Here is a 20,381-nt window from a genome sequence, read left to right as displayed (position 1 = left end):
CGAGCTCCTCACTTGACGCTGCCGGCGGTCAGGCCGGCTTTCCAGTGGCGTTGGAGGGAGACGAACGCAACGACCAGGGGGACGACGGCGAGCAGGGAGCCGGTGACGACGAGGGGGTAGAAGTCCGGTTCGGCGTGGGCGTTGCTGTTCCATGCGTACAGGCCGAGGCTCAGCGGGAAGAGCTTCTGGTCCGAGAGCATCACCAGGGGGAGGAAGAAGTTGTTCCAGATGGCCGTGAACTGGAAGAGGAAGACGGTCACGAAGCCCGGCATCACCATGCGCAGCCCGATGGACCAGAAGGTGCGCAGCTCGCCCGCCCCGTCGATACGGGCGGCCTCCAGCGCCTCGCCGGGGATGTAGCCGGCGCTGAAGACGCGGGAGAGGTAGACGCCGAAGGGGTTGACCAGGACCGGGATCAGCACGGCCCAGTAGGTGTTGACGATGCCGGTGCTGCTGGCGAGCAGGTACATGGGCAGGGCGAGCGCGGTGGTGGGGACGAGCACGCCCAGCAGGACGGTGCCGAAGAGCTTCTCCTTGCCCCGGAAGTCGTACTTGTCGAAGGCGTAGCCGGCGGCGACGCAGATCAGCGAGCAGACGAGGGCGCCGCCGCCCGCGTACAGCAGGCTGTTGAGGTACCAGCGGAAGTACACGCCGTCGCCGTACTCGGCGAGCCGGGTCAGGTTGCCGGACAGGTCGAAGCCCTCGAAGGAGAGGGCGTCCCCGCCGAGCAGCCCGCCCGCGTCCTTGGTGGCGGCCGTGACCAGCCAGACGAGGGGGAAGAGCATGTAGGCGGTGGACAGCAGCAGGACGCCGTTGACGGCGGTGCGGGACAGCCAGCGGCTGGGCGGCCCGGGGCGGGCGGTCGCGCTCATGCGTGCTTCTCCTGGCGGCGGCCGGTGAGGCGGGTGACGGCGAAGGACAGCAGCGCGGCGGTGAGCGCGAGGAGTACGGAGGCGGCGGCGGCGAGCCCGTAGTCGTTGCGGTCGAAGGCCGCGGAGTACGCGTACATGTTGGGCGTCCAGGAGGAGGTGACGGCGGAGCCCGTGCCCTTGTTGAGGATCAGCGGCTCGGTGAACAGCTGGAGCGAGCCGATGAGGGTGAAGAGCGCGACCATCGTCAGCGACGCGCGGATCAGCGGGAGTTTGATGCCGAACGCGATGCGCCAGGCACCGGCGCCGTCGACCGTCGCCGCTTCGAGGACGGAGCGGTCGATGGCTTGGAGGGCCGCGTAGAAGATCACCATGTTGTAGCCGAGCCATTCCCACAGCGCGATGTTGACGACGGAGGGGAGGGCGCCTTCGGGGGAGAAGAAGTCGAAGCCGATCCCGCCGGACTCCATGGCCTTCACGACCGGGCTGAGCTGGGGCGTGTAGAGGTAGACCCAGATCAGCGCGGCGATGATGCCGGGCACGGCGTGCGGCAGGAAGAGCGCGAGCTGGAAGAAGCGGCGGGCGCGGGCGAGCGCCGAGTCGAGCAGCAGGGCGAGGGTGAGGGCCCCGGCGAGCAGCAGCGGGATGTAGAACAGGCAGTATCCGAGCAGGACGCCGAAGCCCTCGAGGAAGGCCCGGTCCGCGAGCGCGGCCGCGTAGTTGTCGAGTCCGGTGAAGACGGTCTCGGTGCCGCCGAAGCCCAGCCCCGACTGCTTCTCGCTGAACAGGCTGAGCCAGACCGCGTATCCGACCGGCACCACCATCACGGCGGTGAACAGCGCGAAGAAGGGGGCCAGGAGGACGGCTGCGGCACGGTTGCGCGCACCGGCACCGGCACGGGTACGGGATCCGGCACGGGCTCCGGCTCCGGCTCCGGCTCCGGCACGGGCTCCGGCTCCGGCACCGGCATCGGCATGGACGCGGGCGACTCCTGTTCCGGCGGCGCGCGCGACACGGGCCTTCATCGGTTCAGCCCTCGACCTTCAGGCCGCGCTTGGTCAGCTCGGCGACGGTCGCGTCGTGCCCGGCCTTCACGGCCTCGGCGAGGGTGACGCCGCCGCTCGCGACCTTGCCGAACCGGTCCTTGATGGCGGTGTTGGTGGTGCCGGTGGCCGGACCCCAGGCCCAGTGCGGGTTGATGGAGGCTCCCGCCTGCTCGAACAGCCGGTAGATGTCCTGGCCGCCGTAGAAACCGGCGTCGAAGGAGCGCTTGGCGACCGGGCGCAGGGCGGTGGCGGCCGGGAAGGCGCTGGAGGTGCCGGAGGAGATCCGGGCCGTGACGCCCTCCTCGGTGGTGGCCATCCACTTCGCGAACTCGACCGCCGCCTCGGTCTTCTTGCTGTCCTTGGTCACGGCGAAGGTCGAGCCGCCGAGCATGCCGCTGGCGGGCTTGCCGTCCCAGCTGGGCATCGGGGCGACGGCCCACTTGCCGCTCTGTTCGGGCAGCGTGCCCTTGAGGACGCCCGCGCCCCAGGAGGCGCCGAGGTAGCCGAGGGTGGTGCCGTTCTTCAGGGAGCCGGTCCACTTGGGGGTGAACGACGCGTCGTTGTGGACGAGGTCGGCGTCGAGGAGCCCCTGCCAGTAGGCGGTGACCTTGTTGGTGGCCGCGTCGCCGGTTTCGATCTTCCAGGTGTCGCCCTCGGCCTTGAACCACTGGGCGCCGGCCTGCCAGGCCATCGCCTCGAAGGTGGTCGGGTCGTCGGGGAAGAAGGTGGCGATCCTGGCCTTGGCGTCGGCCTTCTTGACCTTCTCGGCCGCCGCCTTGAACTCGTCCCACGTGCGGGGGACGGCGACGCCGTACTTCGCGAAGAGGTCCTTGCGGTAGTAGAAGGCCTGCGGCGCGGCGTCGAAGGGCACGGCCCAGGTCTTGCCGCCGAGGGTCGTGAGCTGGACGGCCTGCGGCAGCAGCTTCTTCTTCTCCTCCTCGGAGAAGTGGGCGCCGATGTCCTGGAGCGAACCCTGGCTGACGAACTCGGGGAGCGAGGGGTACTCGATGGAGACCAGGTCGGGGGCGTTGCCCGCCTTCACCGCGTTGGAGATCTTGGCGTAGCCGCCCGCGTTGCCGGCGGGGATCTCCTCGAACCTCACCTTGATGTCCGTGTGCGAGGCGTTGAACGCGTCGACGACCTCCTTCGACCCCTTGGCCCAGCCCCAGAAGGTGAGGGTCACGGGCTTGCCGTCGGCCCCCGGGGCTGACGCGTCGTCACCGCCACCGTCACCGCCGCCGCACGCCGTGAGGACGGCGAACGCGGTGACGGTGGCGGTGAGGGCTATGGCGGCGGACGTTCTCCGGCTGCGGCGCATGGCGGGCTCCAGCTTCGTACGAAGGGCGACAGGAACGGACCTCGTGGCCGAGATACTTGAGCCCCTCATGAGCGAAGTCAAGAGCGAAAGATTGTTTGATCGAAAAAAGATCAGATCGGTTTCGGATCCGCAGCACCCGAGGAAGCGCCGCACGAGGCCCGTACGCGCAGCCTCGGCAGCAGCGTCACATGCCGGCGCGGCTCCTCCCGGTCGGCGGTCCCGGCCCCCGCTCCGGCCCCGGCTCCCGCCGCCGCTCCGGCTCCGGCTCCCGCCTCCGCGAGCCGCTCCAGCAGCAGCTCGGTGGCGAGCCGCCCCACGTGCCGCTTCGGCGGCGCCACGGCCGTCAGCGGCGTATCGGCGAGCGCCGCCACCTCGTCGTCGTACGCGATCAGCGCCAGGTCCTGCGGCACCCGTACGCCCAGCTCGGCGAGGCGCTGCACCATCTGGATGGCGTCCACGTCGTTGTGCACCAGCGCCGCCGTGGCCGCGCCCGACGCCACCGCCGCCGACAGCGCCCGCACCGCCTCCTCGAACCCCTCCGGGTCCAGCTCCGCCGGTACGGAGTCGATCACCGGGCCCGGCCCGGTCAGGCCCAGCGCGCCCAGCGCCTCCGCGTACCCGGCGCGCACCGCGAGCGCGGTCGGGCTGTCCGCCCGGGCCACCAGCAGCGGCGCCCCATGGCCGAGCCCGACCAGGTGGCGCACGGCGAGGACCACCCCGTGCCGGTGGTCCGACGACACCCGGTCCAGGGCGTCCAGCGGCGAGCCCGGCGTGGCCCGCCGCTCCAGCAGCACCGCCGGGACGGGCAGCTCGGCGATCCAGTCGCTGTGCGCGGCCTGGTCGCCCGGCGCCCGCCAGCCCGGCGCGACCAGCAGCCCCTCGGCGCCGGCCGCCAGCAGGCCCTCGGTACGCGCCCGGTCGTCCTCCGGCCGGTAGTCCGAGATGCGCAGGATCAGCCGCGCCCCGGCCGCGGCCGCCGCCTCGCGCGCCCCGCGGATGATCTCCGCGAAGTAGTACGTCGCGGACGGCGCGAGCAGCCCCAGCACCGGGCCGCCGTCCTGCCCCGGCCCCTCGGCGCCGGACGGCCGCTCGGGCCAGGAGACCTGGCCGTGCATCCGGTCCAGCAGCCCCCGGGCCGCCAGCGCCTCCACGTCCCGGCGCGCCGTGACGGGGGAGACGCCCAGCTGCGCGGCCAGCTCCGACACCCGGGCCGTGCCCCGCTCCCGGACCAGGGCCAGCAGCCGGTCATGACGTTCGACAGCACTCTCGCGCACGCGGAAGTCCCCCTTGAGGTGTGGTGGCTCTTCAGACCCTAGTCCAGTTGATCGAAACCCGAGAAGTTCCGATCATTCGATCGGATCCGACGGCATCCGACGGCATCCGACGGCATCCGACGGCATCCGTCGGCATCCGTCGAGATCCGATCGCCGGCCACGTCGCGGCTACCGCGGCCCGTACTTGCGGCCCGCCCGCGAGCTGAAGCCACCGAGCAGTCCGCGCGGCGCCAGCTTCACCACGCCCATCAGCGCCTTGTACCGCGGATCGGGGATCGACACCGTCTTGCCGCGCGCCAGGTCGGCCAGCGCCTCCCGGACCAGCTTGTCGGCGTCCAGCCACATCCAGCCGGGGATGTTGTCCGTCCCCATCCCGGCCCGCTCGTGGAACTCCGTCCGTACGAACCCCGGGCACAGCGCCATCAGCCGCACCCCGCTGCCCGCCAGATCGCGCGCCGCTCCCTGGGTGAACTGCACGACCCACGCCTTCGACGCCCCGTACGTGCCCCGCGGCACGAACGCGGCCACCGACGCGACGTTCACCACACCGCCCCGGCCACGCTCGCGCATCGACCGGGTCGCCGCCGCCGTGAGGCGGAGCACCGCCTCGCAGTGGACCGTGAGCATCTTCAGCTCGTCCGCCATGGACACTTCGAGGAACCGGCCCTTGTTGCCGAACCCGGCGTTGTTGACCAGTAGGTCCACCGGCCGCTTCGGGTCGGAGAGCCGCGCCTCCACGGCCGCGATGCCCTCCTCCCGCGACAGGTCCGCGGCCAGTACCTCCGCCTCGACACCGTGGCGGTCGTGCAGCTCGGTCGCCTGCTCCCGAAGCCGCTTCACATCGCGCGCCACCAGCACCACGTCGCGGCCCTCCGCCGCCAGCCGCCGCGCGAAGGCGGCCCCGATTCCCGCCGTCGCGCCCGTAATCAGTGCAGTCGTCATACGGGCACGTTAGTGCCCGTCGGTGAAGCGTTCGTACGCGCGTACTTGAGTGCCGTCTCGCGGAGCTCCGGGTCGAGCGCGTCCCCCGCCGCCAGCACCCCCGGCAGCAACTCGCGCCGCACGGTGAAGGCCTGGAAGGCGAGCGCCACGGTGACGTCGTGGTCCGGCCGGTGCACCACCTCCACCGGGTCGCCGGCCCGGATCTCGCCCGGCTCGACGACCCGGAGGTACGCGCCCGGAGCCCCCTGCTCCGTGAACCGCTTGACCCAGCCCTTCTCCTCCAGCCAGCTCGCGAACGTACGGCACGGGATCCGCGCCGACGCCACCTCCAGGACGAGCTCGGAACCGATCCGCCAGCGCTCCCCGATCCGCGCGCCGTTCACGTCGAGGCCCGACGTGGTCAGGTTCTCGCCGAACGCGCCGTTGGCTATGGGCCGGCCCAGCGCCTCCTCCCAGTGGTCGAGGTCCTCGCGCGCGTACGCGTACACCGCCTGGTGCGTACCGCCGTGGTGGCGCAGGTCGCACACCGCGTCCCCGGCCACGCCGCTCGCGCCCTCGCCCCTGGGGCCGGGTTCCGCCACCCGCACCGCGCCCTCGGCGGGCCGCTTGTCGATCCCGGTGGTGCCGCTCGGCGCGTCGGTGTACTCGACGGCCTTCGGCCGCCCCACGTTCACGGTCAGAATCCTCATGGCCCGGCAGGCTAGCCCGCGTGACCCAAAGTGACCAATGGATATTTCGCTGAACACCCAAGCAAGTCTTATATTCGAAGGGTGATCGAAGCCCGCCATCTCCGCGTCCTGCGTGCCGTGGCCGCCACCGGCTCCTTCTCCGCGGCCGCCCGCGAACTGGGCTGTACGCAGCCCGCCGTGAGCCAGCAGATGAAGGCGCTCGAAGCGTCCGCGGGTACCCCGCTGCTGATCCGCACGGGCCGCGAGATGCGCCTCACCCAGGCCGGCGAGGCGCTCGTACGCCATGCCTCCGGCATCCTCGCCGGGCTCACCGCCGCGGAGGAGGAGATCGCCGCCATCGCGGGCCTGCGGGCGGGCCGGGTCCGGCTGGTGTCCTTCCCCAGCGGCAGCTCCAGCCTGGTGCCCGGCGCCCTCGCCGCCCTGCGCGCCGCCCACCCCGGCACCCGCGTCTCCCTGGTCGAGGCCGAGCCGCCGCGCTCGGTGGAGATGCTCCGCGAGGGCGACTGCGACGTGGCCCTCGCCTTCCGCTACCGCCCGGCCGTCGCGGAGTGGGACGACCTGGTCGTCCGGCCCCTGCTCGCCGACCGCCTGGTCGGCCTGGTCCCCGAGGGGCACCGCCTCGCGGACGCCGGTTCCGTCTCCATCGGTGACCTGGCCGACGAGTCCTGGATCGCCGGCTGCCCACGCTGCCGCCGCCAGCTGGTCAGCGTGTGCGAGAGCGCCGGTTTCACCCCGCGCATCGACTTCGCGACCGACGACTACCCGGCGGTGGTGGGCCTGGTCGGCGCCGGCCTGGGCGTCGCCGTACTGCCGGAGCTGGCCATCGAGTCCGTACGCCCCCGGGGCGCCCGCACGGTCGCCGTGGAACCCGCCCTGGAGCGGGAGATCGTCGCCCTCACCCTGCCGGACCTGGCCAACGTCCCGGCCGTCGCGGCCACCCTCGACCACCTGGCGCGCACGGCGGCCCGGACCTGAACACCTGAAGGGCCTGAACACCGGAAGGGCCCGGACATCGGAAGGGCCTGAACATTCAGAAGGGCGGCCCCGTTGGGCCGCCCTGAGTCCTGTCGGGTGAAGACCTGGTGAAGAAACGTTCCTTCAGCTGCGTGCCGCCGATCCCGCCGATGCTCCCGGGCCCCCTGCCGCCGACGTCGTGACCAGACGATTGCGGGCCCGCCCCATGAGCTCCTCGCGCTCGTCCTCGGTGAGGCCGCCCCATACGCCGTAGGGCTCCCGCACGGCCAGCGCGTGGGCCGCGCACTCCGCGCGGACCGGGCACCGCATGCAGACCTCTTTCGCCGAGTTCTCGCGCGCACTCCGCGCCGCGCCGCGCTCCCCCTCCGGGTGGAAGAAGAGCGAACTGTCGACCCCCCGGCAGGCCGCGAGGAGCTGCCAGTCCCACAGGTCGGCGTTGGGTCCGGGAAGGCGGGAGAAATCTGCCATAGCGCATGTCCCCTTGAAACCGGTGCTGAGCGGATAGCTGGGCTGATGCCTGGGCTGATACAGCCACGACCGTACAACTACTGTCTAAGTAGATGTAAATATGACTCATTGCGAATCTAGCTACAGACACCGACAAAGTGAAGGAAAAGCCGCTAAATGGGGCATAGCTCTGGGTGAAGCAACGGTGACCTGCGTCGCTCTGCTCCGTACGCGCTCACTCACGTAGAGTGCCGAAGGGGGAGGGCGGACCCGTAACTCTTTCGAGTGACCGTCGTTGAGAGTGCGGAGGCGGTTGAGAGAACAAGCGCTCGGGCAGACGTCCGGGCGCGTCAACCGCACAGGTGACGATACGTAACCAGCCTGGAGGCCCAAGGTGACGCGCATCAGCTGCGGAGGACGGCCATGACATCCGTCCTCGTCTGCGACGACTCCCCGCTTGCCCGAGAAGCGCTCCGCCGCGCCGTCGCCACCGTGCCCGGCGTCGAGCGCGTGACGACCGCGGCCAACGGCGAGGAAGTCCTCCGCCGCTGGGGCGCGGACCGCTCGGACCTGATTCTGATGGACGTACGCATGCCCGGTCTGGGCGGCGTGGAGACCGTCCGCCGGCTGCTCTCCGCGGACCCCGGCGCCCGCATCATCATGCTCACCGTCGCCGAGGACCTCGACGGCGTCGCGCTCGCCGTCGCCGCGGGTGCCCGGGGCTATCTGCACAAGGACGCCTCGCGCGCCGAGCTGCGCGCCACCGTCACCCAGGCGCTCGCCGACCCGACCTGGCGCCTCGCCCCGCGCCGGCTGCGCTCGGCCGAGATGGGCGCCGCGCCCACGCTCACCGCGCGCGAGATCCAGGTCCTCGAGGGCATGAGCCACGGCCGCTCCAACGCCGAGATCGGCCGCGAGCTGTTCCTCTCCGAGGACACGGTCAAGACCCACGCCCGGCGGCTGTTCAAGAAGCTGGGCGCCTCGGACCGGGCGCACGCCGTCGCGCTCGGATTCCGCTGGGGTCTGGTGCGCTAGCACGTGACCGGTCGGATCCCCGTCCGCCGCCCGGCGGACGGGGCGGCGGAGGCCCGATGTCTGTTTCCGGCTCGATGCCGCATCCTTGAGATGTGGAGTTCCTCGGGGACGAGTCGATCGAGCGGGAGGGGAGGGCGCAGGAGATGACGTCCGGCGCACCTGCTCATAACGCTTCGGTGCACAAGTACGCACGCGGTGCCACCGAGCGGCAGACGTCAAGGCACGATGGACCGATGCGCGATGACGAGACGCAGGTGTCTGCCATGTCCGCGGGAGCGGGGGCGATCGGAGCGCTGGTCCACCGTGCCGTCGAAGGCGACGAGCAAGCCACCCACGACCTCCTGGCGCACGTCCACCCCCTGGCCCTGCGGTACTGCCGTACGCGGCTGAGCAGGCTCCCCGGTGACGCGCGCCACTTCGTCGAGGACCTGGCCCAGGAGGTCTGCGTCGCCGTCCTGATGGCGCTGCCGCGCTACAAGGACACCGGGCGCCCCTTCGAGGCGTTCGTCTTCGCCATCGCGGGCCACAAGGTGGCCGACCTGCAGCGGGCCGCGATGCGGCACCCCGGATCCACCGCCGTACCGTCCGACGAGATGCCCGAGCGCCCGGACGACTCGCTCGGACCGGAGGAGCGGGCCCTGCTCAGCGACGACGCCGAGTGGGCCAAGAAGCTTCTCGCCAACCTCCCGGAGAACCAGCGCGAGCTGCTGGTGCTGCGCGTCGCCGTCGGCCTCACCGCCGAGGAGACCGGCCAGATGCTCGGCATGTCCCCGGGCGCCGTGCGGGTCGCCCAGCACCGCGCCCTCAGCCGCCTGCGCGCCCTCGCCGAACAGTGAGCGGCCCGTCCGTACGGCCCGTACGACCCCCGCGCGCACCCCGCGCGGCCGCTCCGAGCGGCCCCGTACGGCCGCGTCCGTCCGTGTGAACGTACAAACCTTCCGGGTGATCTTGCTCGTGGAATGAGACACGCGCTCAGCCCGTTAGCATGGACATCCGCACCGATCAAGGCCATTTGGGGAAGGTGTCATGACTGCCAACGTCGACGGAGTGCCCGAGAAATTCGCGACACTCGGGCTGACCTACGACGACGTGCTGCTGCTGCCGGGCGCGTCGGACATGGCGCCCGACCAGATCGACACTTCCTCGTACATCTCCAAGAACGTACGGGTGAACATCCCGCTGCTGTCCGCGGCGATGGACAAGGTCACCGAGTCCCGCATGGCCATCGCCATGGCCCGTCAGGGCGGCGTCGGTGTCCTCCACCGCAACCTCTCCATCGCCGACCAGGCCAACCAGGTCGACCTGGTGAAGCGCTCCGAGTCCGGCATGGTCACCGACCCGATCACGGTCCGCCCGGAGGCCACCCTCGCCGAGGCCGACGCGATCTGTGCGAAGTTCCGCATCAGCGGCGTCCCGGTCACCGACCCGGCGGGCAAGCTCCTCGGCATCGTCACCAACCGCGACATGGCCTTCGAGACCGACCGCCACCAGCAGGTGCGCGACGTCATGACCCCCATGCCGCTGGTCACCGGCAAGGTCGGCATCTCCGGCGTCGACGCCATGGAGCTGCTGCGCCGCCACAAGATCGAGAAGCTGCCGCTCGTCGACGATTCCGGCATCCTCAAGGGCCTCATCACGGTCAAGGACTTCGTCAAGGCGGAGAAGTACCCGAACGCCGCGAAGGACAAGGAAGGCCGGCTGATCGTCGGCGCCGCCGTCGGTGTCGCGGGCGACGCGTACGAGCGCGCCCAGGCGCTGATCGAGGCGGGCGTCGACTTCATCGTCGTCGACACCGCCCACGGTCACTCCCGGCTGGTCGGCGACATGGTCGCCAAGATCAAGTCGAACTCCTCGGTGGACGTCATCGGCGGCAACGTCGCCACCCGCGACGGCGCCCAGGCGCTCGTCGACGCCGGTGTCGACGGCATCAAGGTCGGCGTCGGCCCCGGCTCCATCTGCACCACCCGCGTCGTCGCCGGCATCGGCGTCCCGCAGGTCACCGCCATCTACGAGGCCTCCCTGGCCGCCCGCGCGGCCGGTGTCCCGGTCATCGGCGACGGCGGCCTGCAGTACTCGGGCGACATCGCCAAGGCCCTGGTCGCCGGCGCCGACACGGTGATGCTCGGCTCGCTGCTCGCGGGCTGCGAGGAGTCGCCGGGCGAGCTGATGTTCATCAACGGCAAGCAGTTCAAGTCGTACCGCGGCATGGGCTCGCTCGGCGCCATGCAGTCCCGTGGCGAGCAGCGGTCCTTCTCCAAGGACCGGTACTTCCAGGAGGGCGTCGCCTCCGACGAGAAGCTGGTCCCCGAGGGCATCGAGGGTCAGGTGCCCTTCCGCGGCCCGCTCTCCGCGGTCGTCCACCAGCTGGTCGGCGGCCTGCGCCAGTCGATGTTCTACGTCGGCGGGCGCACGGTCCCCGAGCTCCAGGAGCGCGGCAAGTTCGTCCGGATCACGTCGGCGGGCCTCAAGGAGAGCCACCCGCACGACATCCAGATGACCGTCGAGGCGCCGAACTACAGCAGGAAGTAGCAGCGGGAATCAGGCGTACGCGCGTGAGGGGCGGTTCCGGGATACGGCCGGAACCGCCCCTCCCGCGTGTGTCGGGGATACTGGTAGGCGCAGACGTAGAGGGAAAGGCCACACATCGTGACTGAGATCGAGATCGGGCGCGGCAAGCGCGGCCGCAGGGCGTACGCGTTCGACGACATCGCCGTCGTACCGAGCCGGCGCACCCGGGACCCGAAGGAGGTCTCGATCGCCTGGCAGATCGATGCCTACCGTTTCGAGCTGCCGTTCCTGGCCGCCCCCATGGACTCGGTGGTCTCGCCCGAGACCGCCATCCGCATCGGGCGGCTCGGCGGCCTCGGCGTCCTGAACCTCGAGGGCCTGTGGACCCGCTACGAGGACCCGCAGCCGCTGCTCGACGAGATCGCCGAGCTGCCGGCCGAGACCGCGACCCGCCGTCTGCAGGAGATCTACGCGGCCCCGATCCAGGAGGAGCTGATCGGGCGGCGCATCAAGGAGGTGCGCGACGCGGGCGTGGTCACCGCGGCCGCGCTCTCCCCGCAGCGCACGGCGCAGTTCTCCAAGGCCGTGGTGGACGCCGGTGTCGACCTCTTCGTCATCCGCGGCACCACCGTCTCCGCCGAGCACGTCTCCGGCGCGGCCGAGCCGCTGAACCTGAAGCAGTTCATCTACGAGCTGGACGTCCCGGTCATCGTCGGCGGCTGCGCCACGTACACCGCCGCCCTGCACCTGATGCGCACGGGCGCGGCGGGCGTCCTGGTGGGCTTCGGCGGCGGCGCCGCGCACACCACGCGCAACGTCCTGGGCATCCAGGTCCCGATGGCGACCGCCGTCGCGGACGTCGCGGCCGCCCGCCGCGACTACATGGACGAGTCCGGCGGCCGGTACGTCCACGTCATCGCGGACGGCGGCGTCGGCTGGTCCGGCGACCTGCCCAAGGCGATCGCGTGCGGCGCCGACGCGGTGATGGTGGGCTCCCCGCTGGCCCGCGCGACGGACGCGCCGGGCAAGGGCCGCCACTGGGGCATGGAGGCCGTCCACGAGGACGTGCCGCGCGGCAAGCTGGTGGACCTCGGTGCGGTCGGCTCGACGGAGGAGATCCTCACCGGTCCCTCGCACTCGCCGGACGGGTCGATGAACTTCTTCGGCGCCCTGCGCCGCGCGATGGCCACGACCGGCTACAGCGAGCTCAAGGAGTTCCAGCGTGTCGAGGTGACGGTCGCGGACGCCCAGCACAGCCGCTGACCGCTTCCCCCGCGCCTTCGCGCGACGGGGCCCGCACCGAGCGCCGGTGCGGGCCCCGTCCGCGTAACGGTCCCGTCCGCGTACGGTCCTGTCCGCGTACGGTCCTCTCCGCGGACGGCTTGTCCATACGGTCCTGTCCGCGCGGTCCTAGGAGAGGAGCGACGGCGCCGCGGAGGTGCGGATGGCGGCCGGCGGGAGCGTGACGCCGCAGCCGATCCGCAGCCCGGGGACGAGCTCGTTGTCCGGGCCGACGGCCGCGCGGGCGCCGACGACCGTGTCCCGCAGGGTGGTGTCCGCGCCGATCGAGGCGCCTTCGCCGACCACGGAGCGGTGCACCAGGGCGCCGCCGGCTATCCGGGCGCCCGGCAGCAGCACGCTGCCCTCCACGACCGCCTCGGCCGCCAGGACGGCCCCCTCGCACACCACGGTGCCGCCGCTGAGCACCGCGGCCGGGTCCACCAGGGCGCCCGGCAGGACGAGCGCGTCACCGGCCGGGCCCGGGAGCGCGGGTGAGGCGACCGCGCCGGTGACCAGGTCGGCGGAGCCGCGTACGAAGGCCTGCGGCGTGCCCAGGTCCAGCCAGTAGCCGGAGTCGACCACGCCGTGCAGGGGGACACCGGCGGCGAGCAGGCCGGGAAACGTCTCCTGTTCCACCGACACCTCCCGCCCGGTGGGGATCGTGTCGATCACCGCGCGGGTGAAGACGTAGCAGCCCGCGTTGATCTGGTCCGTGGTGATCCGCTCCGCCGGGCCGGGCTTCTCCAGGAAGGCCGTCACCCGCCCCTCCGCGTCGGTCGGTACGAGCCCGAACGCGCGCGGGTCCGCGACCCGGGTCAGGTGCAGTGTGACGGCCGCCCCCGAGGCCAGGTGGGCGGTGCGCAGGGCGGCGAGGTCCACGCCGGAGAGGATGTCGCCGTTGAAGACGAAGACCGGCTCCCGGGGGCCGCTCGTCAGGAGCGCGGCGGCGTTGCGGATGGCGCCGCCCGTGCCCAGGGGCTCCGGTTCCGTCGCGTACACCAGCTCCAGGCCGAGCGCGGAGCCGTCGCCGTACTCCGCCTCGAACAGCTCGGCGAGGTACGACGTGGCGAGGACGAGCCGGGTCACTCCGGCCGCCGCCGCGCGGGCCAGCTGGTGGGTGAGGAGGGGGACGCCCGCGACCCTCAGGAGGGGCTTGGGGGTGTGGGTGGTCAGGGGCCGTAATCGCGTGCCCTTGCCGCCGACCAGGAGGATGGCCTCACTCATCGCGGGCTCACCCCTTTCTGCTGTTCCGAAGGGTCATGGTGCGGGGGTGGTGTCCGGACCGGAACGGCTTCCGGTCCCGGTCCCGGTCCCGGTGCCGGTCCCCGTCCCGGTCCCTGGGCCTGGGCCTGGATAGGCGGAGCCGAAGCACGAACGGATGGCTTCCTCCGTCTTCGCGCGGCCGGCGAAGTTCAGCCGGGACTCCTCGTCCGTGGGCGGGGTCCTCGGGTCGTCGTCGAAGTAGACCGACCACCAGTAGACGCCGCCCATCCGGCGCTCCTGGACCACCCGGCAGACGGCCGTGTACCAGTTGGCCTGGACGGCCGTGTTGACCTCGCGCGTGGTGTAGAAGTCGCCGGGGGCGTGGTACGCGCCGTCCATCGCGGCGATGCCCGCCTCGGTCAGCACCACGCGGGGCAGGGGGCCCTCGGCCTTCTTGTCCAGCCAGGTGTTCCAGCCGGCGGCCAGCTGCTCGACGGACGCGTCGTCGGACACCTTCACGGGGAAGTACGCGTCGACGCCGAGGTGGGTGACCGGCACGTCGACCCGCCCGGCCACGTAACTGTCCCAGTTGGCGTCGTACGAGATCTCCCCCGAGAACCGCTTCTCGGCCGACTCCACCAGGGCCTTCCAGCCCTGCGCGCCCTCCATGGAGTTCAGCTCCGTGCCGATGACGAACGTCGCCGCCTTCTCGCCCTCCGCCACGTCCAGGTAGGGGCCCAGGAAGCGTTCGTAGGAGGCGAACCAGGCCGAGCGGCTCGACGGGGCGATGTTGCCCCGCCAGCCCTCGGGCGGGTCCAGCGACTTCTCGTCCAGGAGGGGGCGGACCGTGGTGCGCAGACCCGCCTTGCGGAAGGTCTCCAGGACGATGGCCAGATGCCCCGGGCTCGGCGTGTGGACGCCCGCCTTCAGCACGCTGGACGTACGCCCCTCCGTGTAGAGCGGGAAGGAGACGGCCACCGAGTTGGCCTTCAGGCCCACGAGGTAGTCGGCCTGTTCGGCGGCCTTCGCGGCGATGTACGCGTCGCTGTGGGACGCCTTGTCCTCCCAGTAGACCTGGACGCCCCACTGCGGCATGCCGGGCCGCCACGGCCGGGCCACGCGCGCGGGGGAGGCGTTCTTCCGGGACCCCTCCCGGGAGGAGGGCGGTTCGGGCCGTACGGACGGTGGTGCGGAGTCGTCGCCGACCACGATCCTGGGGACCGGGTCGCCGGCCTCCCAGCGCACCGGGTGGTCACCCACCACGAGGGGCGCGCCGACGACCAGAACGGTCACCGTCACCGGGAACACGGCGAGGAGGGGGATCCTGGAACGCTGCTTCCGTGTTGCGGGGCTCGAGGAACTCACGGGATTCATGCGACTCATGGGTCTCATGGGGCTCATCTGGGTTTCCGAACGCTATGCGGGCTTGGCGATGACGACGAACTTGTTCTCCTCGCGACGGAGGAACTTGATGAGCCCGCGCAGGCCGCCGAGCCCCTCCATCACCGAGAAGACCGGGATGAGCGCAAGCACCGCGAACGGCTCCCACCAGGCGCGCTTGCCGTTGAACGAGACCAGGGCGTTGAGCCGCAGCCCCTCCCAGTACGTCCAGATCACATAGGCGAAGCTCAGCGACCACATCACCACCACGGACTGGGTGACCGGAGAGGTGTTGAAGTCCCCGACCAGCCAGGCCACGAAGAGCACCGTCGCCACGTGCTGGAGCGGGCCGAGGACCCAGCTGACCATGCACAGCATCAGGAACCAGCGGTAGCGCAGCGGTATGGTCCGGTTGAAGCAGAGCGCCACCAGCCCCCACGCCCACCGCTCCCGCTGCTTGACGAAGTCCCGCGTGGTGGCGGGCGAAGCGCCGTAGCAGCGGCCGTTGAACCAGTCGCTGCGGCCGGGGTACGTACGGCAGAAGGTCAGCGCCAGCTGCGCGTCCTCCACGATCGCCTTGGGGCCGAAGTCCCAGCCGATGGTCGCCTCTATGGAGGCGCGTAACAGCAGCAGCTCCCCGTGGACGCCGGCGACGGGGGTGCCGAGACCGGTGAAGGCCCGGAACCGTGCGATGTCGTCGGCGGGGCGGACGGCGTCGGCGAGCCAGGTGAACCGGTTGACGGCGTTCTCCCGCGGGTACGCCAGGATGCCCTGCGCCATGTGCTTGGCCTGGTCGCCGGCGCGCCGCTGGCGGTTGACGAACTGGGCGAGGGCCGCCGCCGTGTCCGGACCGACCCCGGTGTCGTCGTCCATGTGCAGGACCCACACGTCGTCGAGCGCCTCGCCCTCGCCGATCCGCAGCTCGTGCGCGTAGTGGTTGGCCCGTGCCTTGAAGCGGGTGCCGTTGGGCGTCTCGTACGCCTTGGGGACGGCGACGACCCGGATGAGCGGGTGGGAGGCGGCGAGCGCGTCGATGCGGGCGGCGGCCTCGCAGCCCTCCTCGGTCAGCACGTCGACCCGCAGGTGCGGGAAGTACGCCGGGAGGTGCTCGACGTAGCTGAGGACCGACCTCTCCAGGGCCGGGTAGGTGTCGTGGCGGCCGATGGTCGGGACCAGCACGATCAGGGAGTCCTGCTCCACGGGCGCCGGCGGGGTCATCTCATGGGCGCGGCGCACCCGGCGGCGGATGAGCAGGACGCCCTGGAAGCCGACCATCACGCCGATGGCCGGCAGCGACCAGATGACCGAGAGGGTCCAGCCGAGCGGGGAGGGGTTCGGTTCGAAGACCCACAGGCCGAAGGCGAGCAGGCAGAGGAAGGGAAGCAGGAATGCCAGGACGCTCGGTTTCCACTTGGCATGCCGCTTCGCCATCCTGGCGTCGAGGCGGGACGGGGTCACCGCGCTGCGTACGGCGGTCGAAGACATGAGGAAGGGTCTCTCTCCGGTGCGTTGCATGCGTGACGGGACGGGGGCGCTACGGGCTCGCTACGGAGTCACCCCTGCGGCGGCTGCGGCGGGCGCGGTGCGCCGTAGGGCGGGCCCTGTGGCGGCCCCTGCCGCGCGTCCTGCTGCGGCCAGCCCGGTGGTACGGGCGGTACGGCGTTCCCGTACGGCTGCGGGGTGTGCGGCGCGGCCTGGGGCCCGGGGTGGTACGGCTGCGGCGCGGCCGGCGGAGGGCCCTGCTGCGGGTACGCCTGGGCGGACTGCTGAACCGAGTGCGGAACCGACTGCTGAGCCGACTGCTGGGCGGCCTGGGCCTGCCGGGTCCACGGGTTGGCGGGCGGCTGCCACGGCTGGTGCGCCTCCCGCCCCCGGACGAGGAGGACGGTGAGTGCCGCGGTGACCAGGAAGCCCGCCGCGAACGTGACCAGCTTCAGCTGGCCCTGGAGGGTGCCCGTGAACCAGTCGCTCTGCTGGTCGTCCAGGAGCGCACCGGTGAGGCTGCGCAGCCGGTTGTAGCCCTCCACCAGGGCCACCCCGACGGCCAGTCCGCGCCCCAGGGCGTTGCCCTTCAGGATCAGCAGCCCCGCCGCCAGGTAGACGACCGCCCAGTTGAGGTTGAACGTCTCGGCGCGGCCGGAACCGTCGTTGAATCCGTAGTAGAAGACGCCCTGCAGGAACTCCGCGGGTCCCACCTGCCAGAAGCAGTTGTAGGCGGCCCAGACCAGCAGGACGCCCGCCCAGGCGAGGGCCGTCCAGGCGGCCGCGCGGTACGCGCGCGGCAGGGGCTGTTGCCGCTGTTCCCGTAACAGTGAGGCGGTCACGTGACTCCCGTTCGTCCCCCGGTCCGGAGTGGTCACCCCGGCCGAACTCGTGTGTCCTGACGTGTCGTGCTGTGCCGTGCGGTCTCGTGCGGTCTCGTGTGGCGTCGTGTCGTGCCGTACGGTCAGCGGCGGTGCAGCGCCCCCCAGTCGACGGGGCCGCCGCTGCCGCCGGTGAGCACCGACGGTGCGCCGTACGTCGCCTTGACGTCCTCCGGCGCGTTCCGGGCGGTCAGTCCGTCCCCCCAGACCGTCCACAGCACCCAGGGCGCGTCCCGCAACGTGTCGCGCCGGCGCACGCCCAGGGGCACGTGGAAGGACTCCGCGAGCACGCGCGGCTTGCCGTATCGGGCGAGGTCCCGGTGCCACCTGCTGGTCCAGGAGTCCGGGCCGAAGGGCTGGTCCGGGGTGCCGCTGTAGTCGTCGACGCCCACCACGTCGACGTACTCGGCCCCGGGGAAGTGGTCCCACGGCTCGCTGCCGTGGACCCCGTCCCACGCGGACGGTGCCCAGACGAAGATCAGGTTGTGCAGGCCGCGGGAGCCCACCAGGTAGTCGTGGAGCGTGCGCCACAGCGCGGCGTACTGCTCCGGGCGCAACCCCGACCACCAGAAGCCGCGGTCCCCGCCGAGCGCGTTCATCTCGTGGTACGGGCGCAGCAGTACGGGGACGTCATGGGCGGCGAGGTAGCCGAGGTGGTCCGCGAGGAAGGAGAGGTCGAGCAGCAGGGCCCGGTGTTCGGCGGTGCCGGGGGTGATCACCCGGTCGATCCAGCCCGCGTCGCGGGCGGCCGGGGAGGCGCGCCGCATGGTGTGGTCGAAGCTCTTGACCGGGCTGCCGGGCCACGGCTGGTGGAAGGACATCCCGACCAGTCCGGCGGGTGCTCCGCCGTTGTGGGGCAGGGCGCCGCGGGTGCCGTCCCACCGGCGCTCCCTGCCGTCCCGGTTGTAGGAGCCGTCGGGGGTGCGGGGGAGGCCGTGCCAGACGCCCATGGCGAGGTCGACGGCGTCGTTCGTGTACGTCCAGTGGGCGCGGCGCGCGGGCCAGGCGGCGCGTGAGTAGGAGCGGGGCTCGCCGACGCCCCAGTCGGCCTCCTGATAGCCCGGTCCGAGGTCCACTTCGACGAAGCCGGGCAGTTCGCCGGTGATGTCGCGGGGCTTGCGGTAGTAGTACCCGGCGGGTTTGACGCCCTGGTGGTCGCCGTAGCGCGGGTTGTACCGCTCGTTGTGGAGCTCGACGTGCTGGCCGATGACCGTGCCCCTGGGGCGGCCTGCCCGCGCGTCGGCCTCCAGGGCGGCTAATAAGCCGTAGACGGCGCGGGCGGCGGGGGTGGCCGCCGGGTCCCTGCCCGTCAGGTCGCTCTGCGGCCGTAAGTCCTTCGCCGCGGGGGCCCGGGAGGTGCTGAAGGCCGCCACTCCGGCGAGCGTGCCGGCGGCGCCGGCGCCGCCGACGAGCACGGTACGGCGTTTCATGTGCGAGGACCCCCCTCCGGTATGCGCGCAAGCCTTTCCCGCATCTTGCACTCAGACGGACCACGTTGGGGAAAAGTTGTACGGATTGGCCGTGAGGTCTTCGTTACGCGGGGTGTCAGGTGGGGCGGGCCCTGCTCGACCGTCACCCGTCCGGCCCAACAGGCACCGCTCAGAGGCGGTGTGCCGCCCCAACCGGGGTGACCCCGCGGGTGTCCAGGAGGAGCTGGGCCTTCACCGCCAGCCCCTGGAGGTCGTACGTACGGTGGTGCTGGAGCAGGATCGTCAGGTCCGCGGCGGCGGCCGCCTCGTAGAGCGAGTCCGCGCGGGGCACCGGCAGGTCGCGGACGCGCCAGTCGGCCACGTACGGGTCGTGATAGCTGACCACCGCCCCCATGTCCATCAGGCGGCGGGCGATCTCGGTGGCGGGGGAGCCCTCCTGGTCGGCCAGGTCCGGCTTGTACGTGATGCCGAGCAGCAGCACGCGCGCGCCGCGCGCCGACTTGCCGTGCTCGTTGAGGAGGGTGGCGCAGCGCTGGATGACGTACTGCGGCATCCGTTCGTTGATGCGCGTCGCCAGTTCGACCAGGCGCAGCGGCCGGTGGGGGCCGATGGTGTCGACGGGTGTGCCGTGGCCGCCGACTCCGGGGCCCGGGCGGAAGGCCTGGAAGCCGAAGGGCTTGGTCTCGGCGCACCGGATGACGTCCCACAGGTCGACGCCGAGGTCGTGGCAGAGGACGGCCATCTCGTTGACCAGGGCGATGTTGACGTGGCGGAAGTTGGTCTCCAGCAGCTTGACGGTCTCCGCCTCGCGCGGCCCGCGGGCGCGGACGACCTTGTCGGTGAGGCGGCCGTAGAAGGCGGCGGCCGACTCGGTGCAGGCGGGGGTGAGGCCACCGATGACCTTGGGGATGTGGGCGTAGTCGTGCGCGCGGTTGCCGGGGTCGAGGCGGCCGGGCGAGTACGCCAGGTGGAAGTCGCGGCCGGCTCGCAGCCCGGAGCCCTCTTCGAGCAGCGGGCGCAGGACGTCCTCGGTGGTGCCGGGGTGCACCGGGGATTCCAGCAGGACGGTGGTGTGCGGGCGCAGCCGGGCGGCCAGGGCGCGGGCGGCGCCGGTGACGGCGGTCAGGTCCAGGGCCTGGTCGGCGCCGAGCGGGGTGGGCGCGCAGATGACGGCGGTGCGGACCCGGCCGAGCTCGGTGGGGTTCGTGGTGGGCCGGAAGCCCCCCGAGAGCATCCGGCGGATCTCGGACGCGGTCAGCGAGCCGTCGACCGGGGGGCGGCCGGCGGCGAGCTCCGCGACGGGGCGGGGATCGGTGTCGAAGCCGATGGTGCCGATACCGGCTGCTGTGGCGGCTTGGGCGAGGGGCAGTCCGAGGTGGCCGAGGCCGATGACGGCGAGGTCTGCGGGCATGGGTGATGCCGTCCTTTCCCGTAGCCGGAGTGGACGCGTTGTGCAAGTCCTGTGGACAGAACGAGCGGGAGCAATGTCAGACTAGGCGTAAATATGACCGTTATGTGGCATTGCCAGCGTTTGGACGTCCGAGTGTTGTCCACAGGCGGTGGCTGAAGTCGGAGCGCGGGGACAGAATCGAAGCTGTGGGCCCGACCACACGGGGGGACG

At 71.8% G+C, this 20,381-nt stretch carries 18 protein-coding genes; 5 read left to right on the top strand and 13 right to left on the bottom strand.

Annotation, left to right across the window (positions count from 1 at the left end):
• Positions 1–8 precede the first annotated feature (8 nt).
• The 6 genes from AB0A69_RS16255 to AB0A69_RS16230 all read right to left on the bottom strand — a co-directional run bounded on the left by AB0A69_RS16255 (position 9) and on the right by AB0A69_RS16230 (position 6,138).
• A complete protein-coding gene (locus AB0A69_RS16255; protein WP_361421255.1) occupies positions 9–872 on the bottom strand; it encodes a carbohydrate ABC transporter permease in 864 nt (287 codons plus the stop codon).
• A complete protein-coding gene (locus tag AB0A69_RS16250) occupies positions 869–1,894 on the bottom strand; it encodes a sugar ABC transporter permease (RefSeq protein ID WP_361421252.1) in 1,026 nt (341 codons plus the stop codon). The genes AB0A69_RS16255 and AB0A69_RS16250 overlap by 4 nt, the downstream gene beginning before the upstream one ends.
• A 4-nt stretch (positions 1,895–1,898) precedes the next feature.
• Positions 1,899–3,233, bottom strand: a complete 1,335-nt coding sequence (locus tag AB0A69_RS16245; protein ID WP_361421249.1) for a sugar ABC transporter substrate-binding protein — start codon at positions 3,231–3,233, stop codon at positions 1,899–1,901.
• A gap of 110 nt (positions 3,234–3,343) precedes the next feature.
• On the bottom strand, positions 3,344–4,507 hold the full coding sequence (locus AB0A69_RS16240) for a substrate-binding domain-containing protein (protein WP_361421246.1): 1,164 nt from the start codon (positions 4,505–4,507) through the stop codon (positions 3,344–3,346).
• A gap of 168 nt (positions 4,508–4,675) precedes the next feature.
• Positions 4,676–5,449, bottom strand: coding sequence for an SDR family oxidoreductase (locus AB0A69_RS16235; RefSeq protein WP_361421243.1), 774 nt, complete (start codon positions 5,447–5,449; stop codon positions 4,676–4,678).
• Positions 5,446–6,138 (bottom strand): MOSC domain-containing protein, encoded by a 693-nt coding sequence (locus AB0A69_RS16230; protein ID WP_361421240.1) that lies wholly within the window; start codon positions 6,136–6,138, stop codon positions 5,446–5,448. The genes AB0A69_RS16235 and AB0A69_RS16230 overlap by 4 nt, the downstream gene beginning before the upstream one ends.
• A gap of 81 nt (positions 6,139–6,219) precedes the next feature.
• Between AB0A69_RS16230 and AB0A69_RS16225 the strand changes: the two genes are divergently transcribed.
• Positions 6,220–7,113: a LysR family transcriptional regulator gene (locus tag AB0A69_RS16225; RefSeq protein WP_361421237.1), complete on the top strand. Its 894-nt coding sequence runs from the start codon at positions 6,220–6,222 to the stop codon at positions 7,111–7,113.
• A 123-nt stretch (positions 7,114–7,236) separates the two neighbouring features.
• On the opposite strand, the gene AB0A69_RS16220 is transcribed toward AB0A69_RS16225, so the two are convergent.
• Positions 7,237–7,581 (bottom strand): WhiB family transcriptional regulator, encoded by a 345-nt coding sequence (locus tag AB0A69_RS16220; protein ID WP_361421234.1) that lies wholly within the window; start codon positions 7,579–7,581, stop codon positions 7,237–7,239.
• A 402-nt stretch (positions 7,582–7,983) separates the two neighbouring features.
• Here AB0A69_RS16220 and AB0A69_RS16215 point away from each other — a divergent pair, with 402 nt between their 5' ends.
• The 4 genes from AB0A69_RS16215 (at position 7,984) to AB0A69_RS16200 (ending at position 12,366) form a co-directional block, all read left to right on the top strand.
• On the top strand, positions 7,984–8,595 hold the full coding sequence (locus tag AB0A69_RS16215; RefSeq protein WP_003948568.1) for a response regulator transcription factor: 612 nt from the start codon (positions 7,984–7,986) through the stop codon (positions 8,593–8,595).
• A 233-nt stretch (positions 8,596–8,828) separates the two neighbouring features.
• Positions 8,829–9,431 (top strand): sigma-70 family RNA polymerase sigma factor, encoded by a 603-nt coding sequence (locus AB0A69_RS16210; protein WP_361421232.1) that lies wholly within the window; start codon positions 8,829–8,831, stop codon positions 9,429–9,431.
• 190 nt (positions 9,432–9,621) lie between these two features.
• A complete protein-coding gene (guaB, locus tag AB0A69_RS16205) occupies positions 9,622–11,124 on the top strand; it encodes an IMP dehydrogenase (RefSeq protein WP_361421229.1) in 1,503 nt (500 codons plus the stop codon).
• A 117-nt stretch (positions 11,125–11,241) separates the two neighbouring features.
• Entirely contained in the window at positions 11,242–12,366 is a 1,125-nt protein-coding gene (locus AB0A69_RS16200; RefSeq protein ID WP_361421226.1) for a GuaB3 family IMP dehydrogenase-related protein, read from the top strand.
• A 147-nt stretch (positions 12,367–12,513) separates the two neighbouring features.
• Here AB0A69_RS16200 and AB0A69_RS16195 read toward each other — a convergent pair whose 3' ends face one another.
• From AB0A69_RS16195 to AB0A69_RS16170, 6 genes are all read right to left on the bottom strand, one after another.
• Positions 12,514–13,608, bottom strand: a complete 1,095-nt coding sequence (locus AB0A69_RS16195) for an NDP-sugar synthase (RefSeq protein WP_361421223.1) — start codon at positions 13,606–13,608, stop codon at positions 12,514–12,516.
• Between the two features lie 33 nt (positions 13,609–13,641).
• Positions 13,642–14,886 carry a hypothetical protein gene (locus AB0A69_RS16190; RefSeq protein ID WP_361421220.1) on the bottom strand — a complete coding sequence of 415 codons (1,245 nt, stop codon included), beginning with the start codon at positions 14,884–14,886 and terminating at the stop codon, positions 13,642–13,644.
• A gap of 117 nt (positions 14,887–15,003) precedes the next feature.
• Positions 15,004–16,452 carry a glycosyltransferase family 2 protein gene (locus tag AB0A69_RS16185; RefSeq protein ID WP_361421217.1) on the bottom strand — a complete coding sequence of 483 codons (1,449 nt, stop codon included), beginning with the start codon at positions 16,450–16,452 and terminating at the stop codon, positions 15,004–15,006.
• Positions 16,453–16,520: 68 nt separating this feature from the next.
• Complete coding sequence (locus tag AB0A69_RS16180) at positions 16,521–17,291, bottom strand: hypothetical protein (RefSeq protein ID WP_361421214.1); 771 nt, start codon at positions 17,289–17,291, stop codon at positions 16,521–16,523.
• A 122-nt stretch (positions 17,292–17,413) separates the two neighbouring features.
• Positions 17,414–18,760, bottom strand: coding sequence for a glycosyl hydrolase (locus AB0A69_RS16175; RefSeq protein WP_361421211.1), 1,347 nt, complete (start codon positions 18,758–18,760; stop codon positions 17,414–17,416).
• Between the two features lie 169 nt (positions 18,761–18,929).
• Positions 18,930–20,171 carry a nucleotide sugar dehydrogenase gene (locus AB0A69_RS16170; protein ID WP_361421208.1) on the bottom strand — a complete coding sequence of 414 codons (1,242 nt, stop codon included), beginning with the start codon at positions 20,169–20,171 and terminating at the stop codon, positions 18,930–18,932.
• Positions 20,172–20,381 lie beyond the last annotated feature (210 nt).

It is taken from the genome of Streptomyces sp. NPDC045431 (assembly GCF_040646655.1).
Taxonomy (GTDB): domain Bacteria; phylum Actinomycetota; class Actinomycetes; order Streptomycetales; family Streptomycetaceae; genus Streptomyces.
This window is presented reverse-complemented; position numbering and strand designations above follow the sequence as displayed.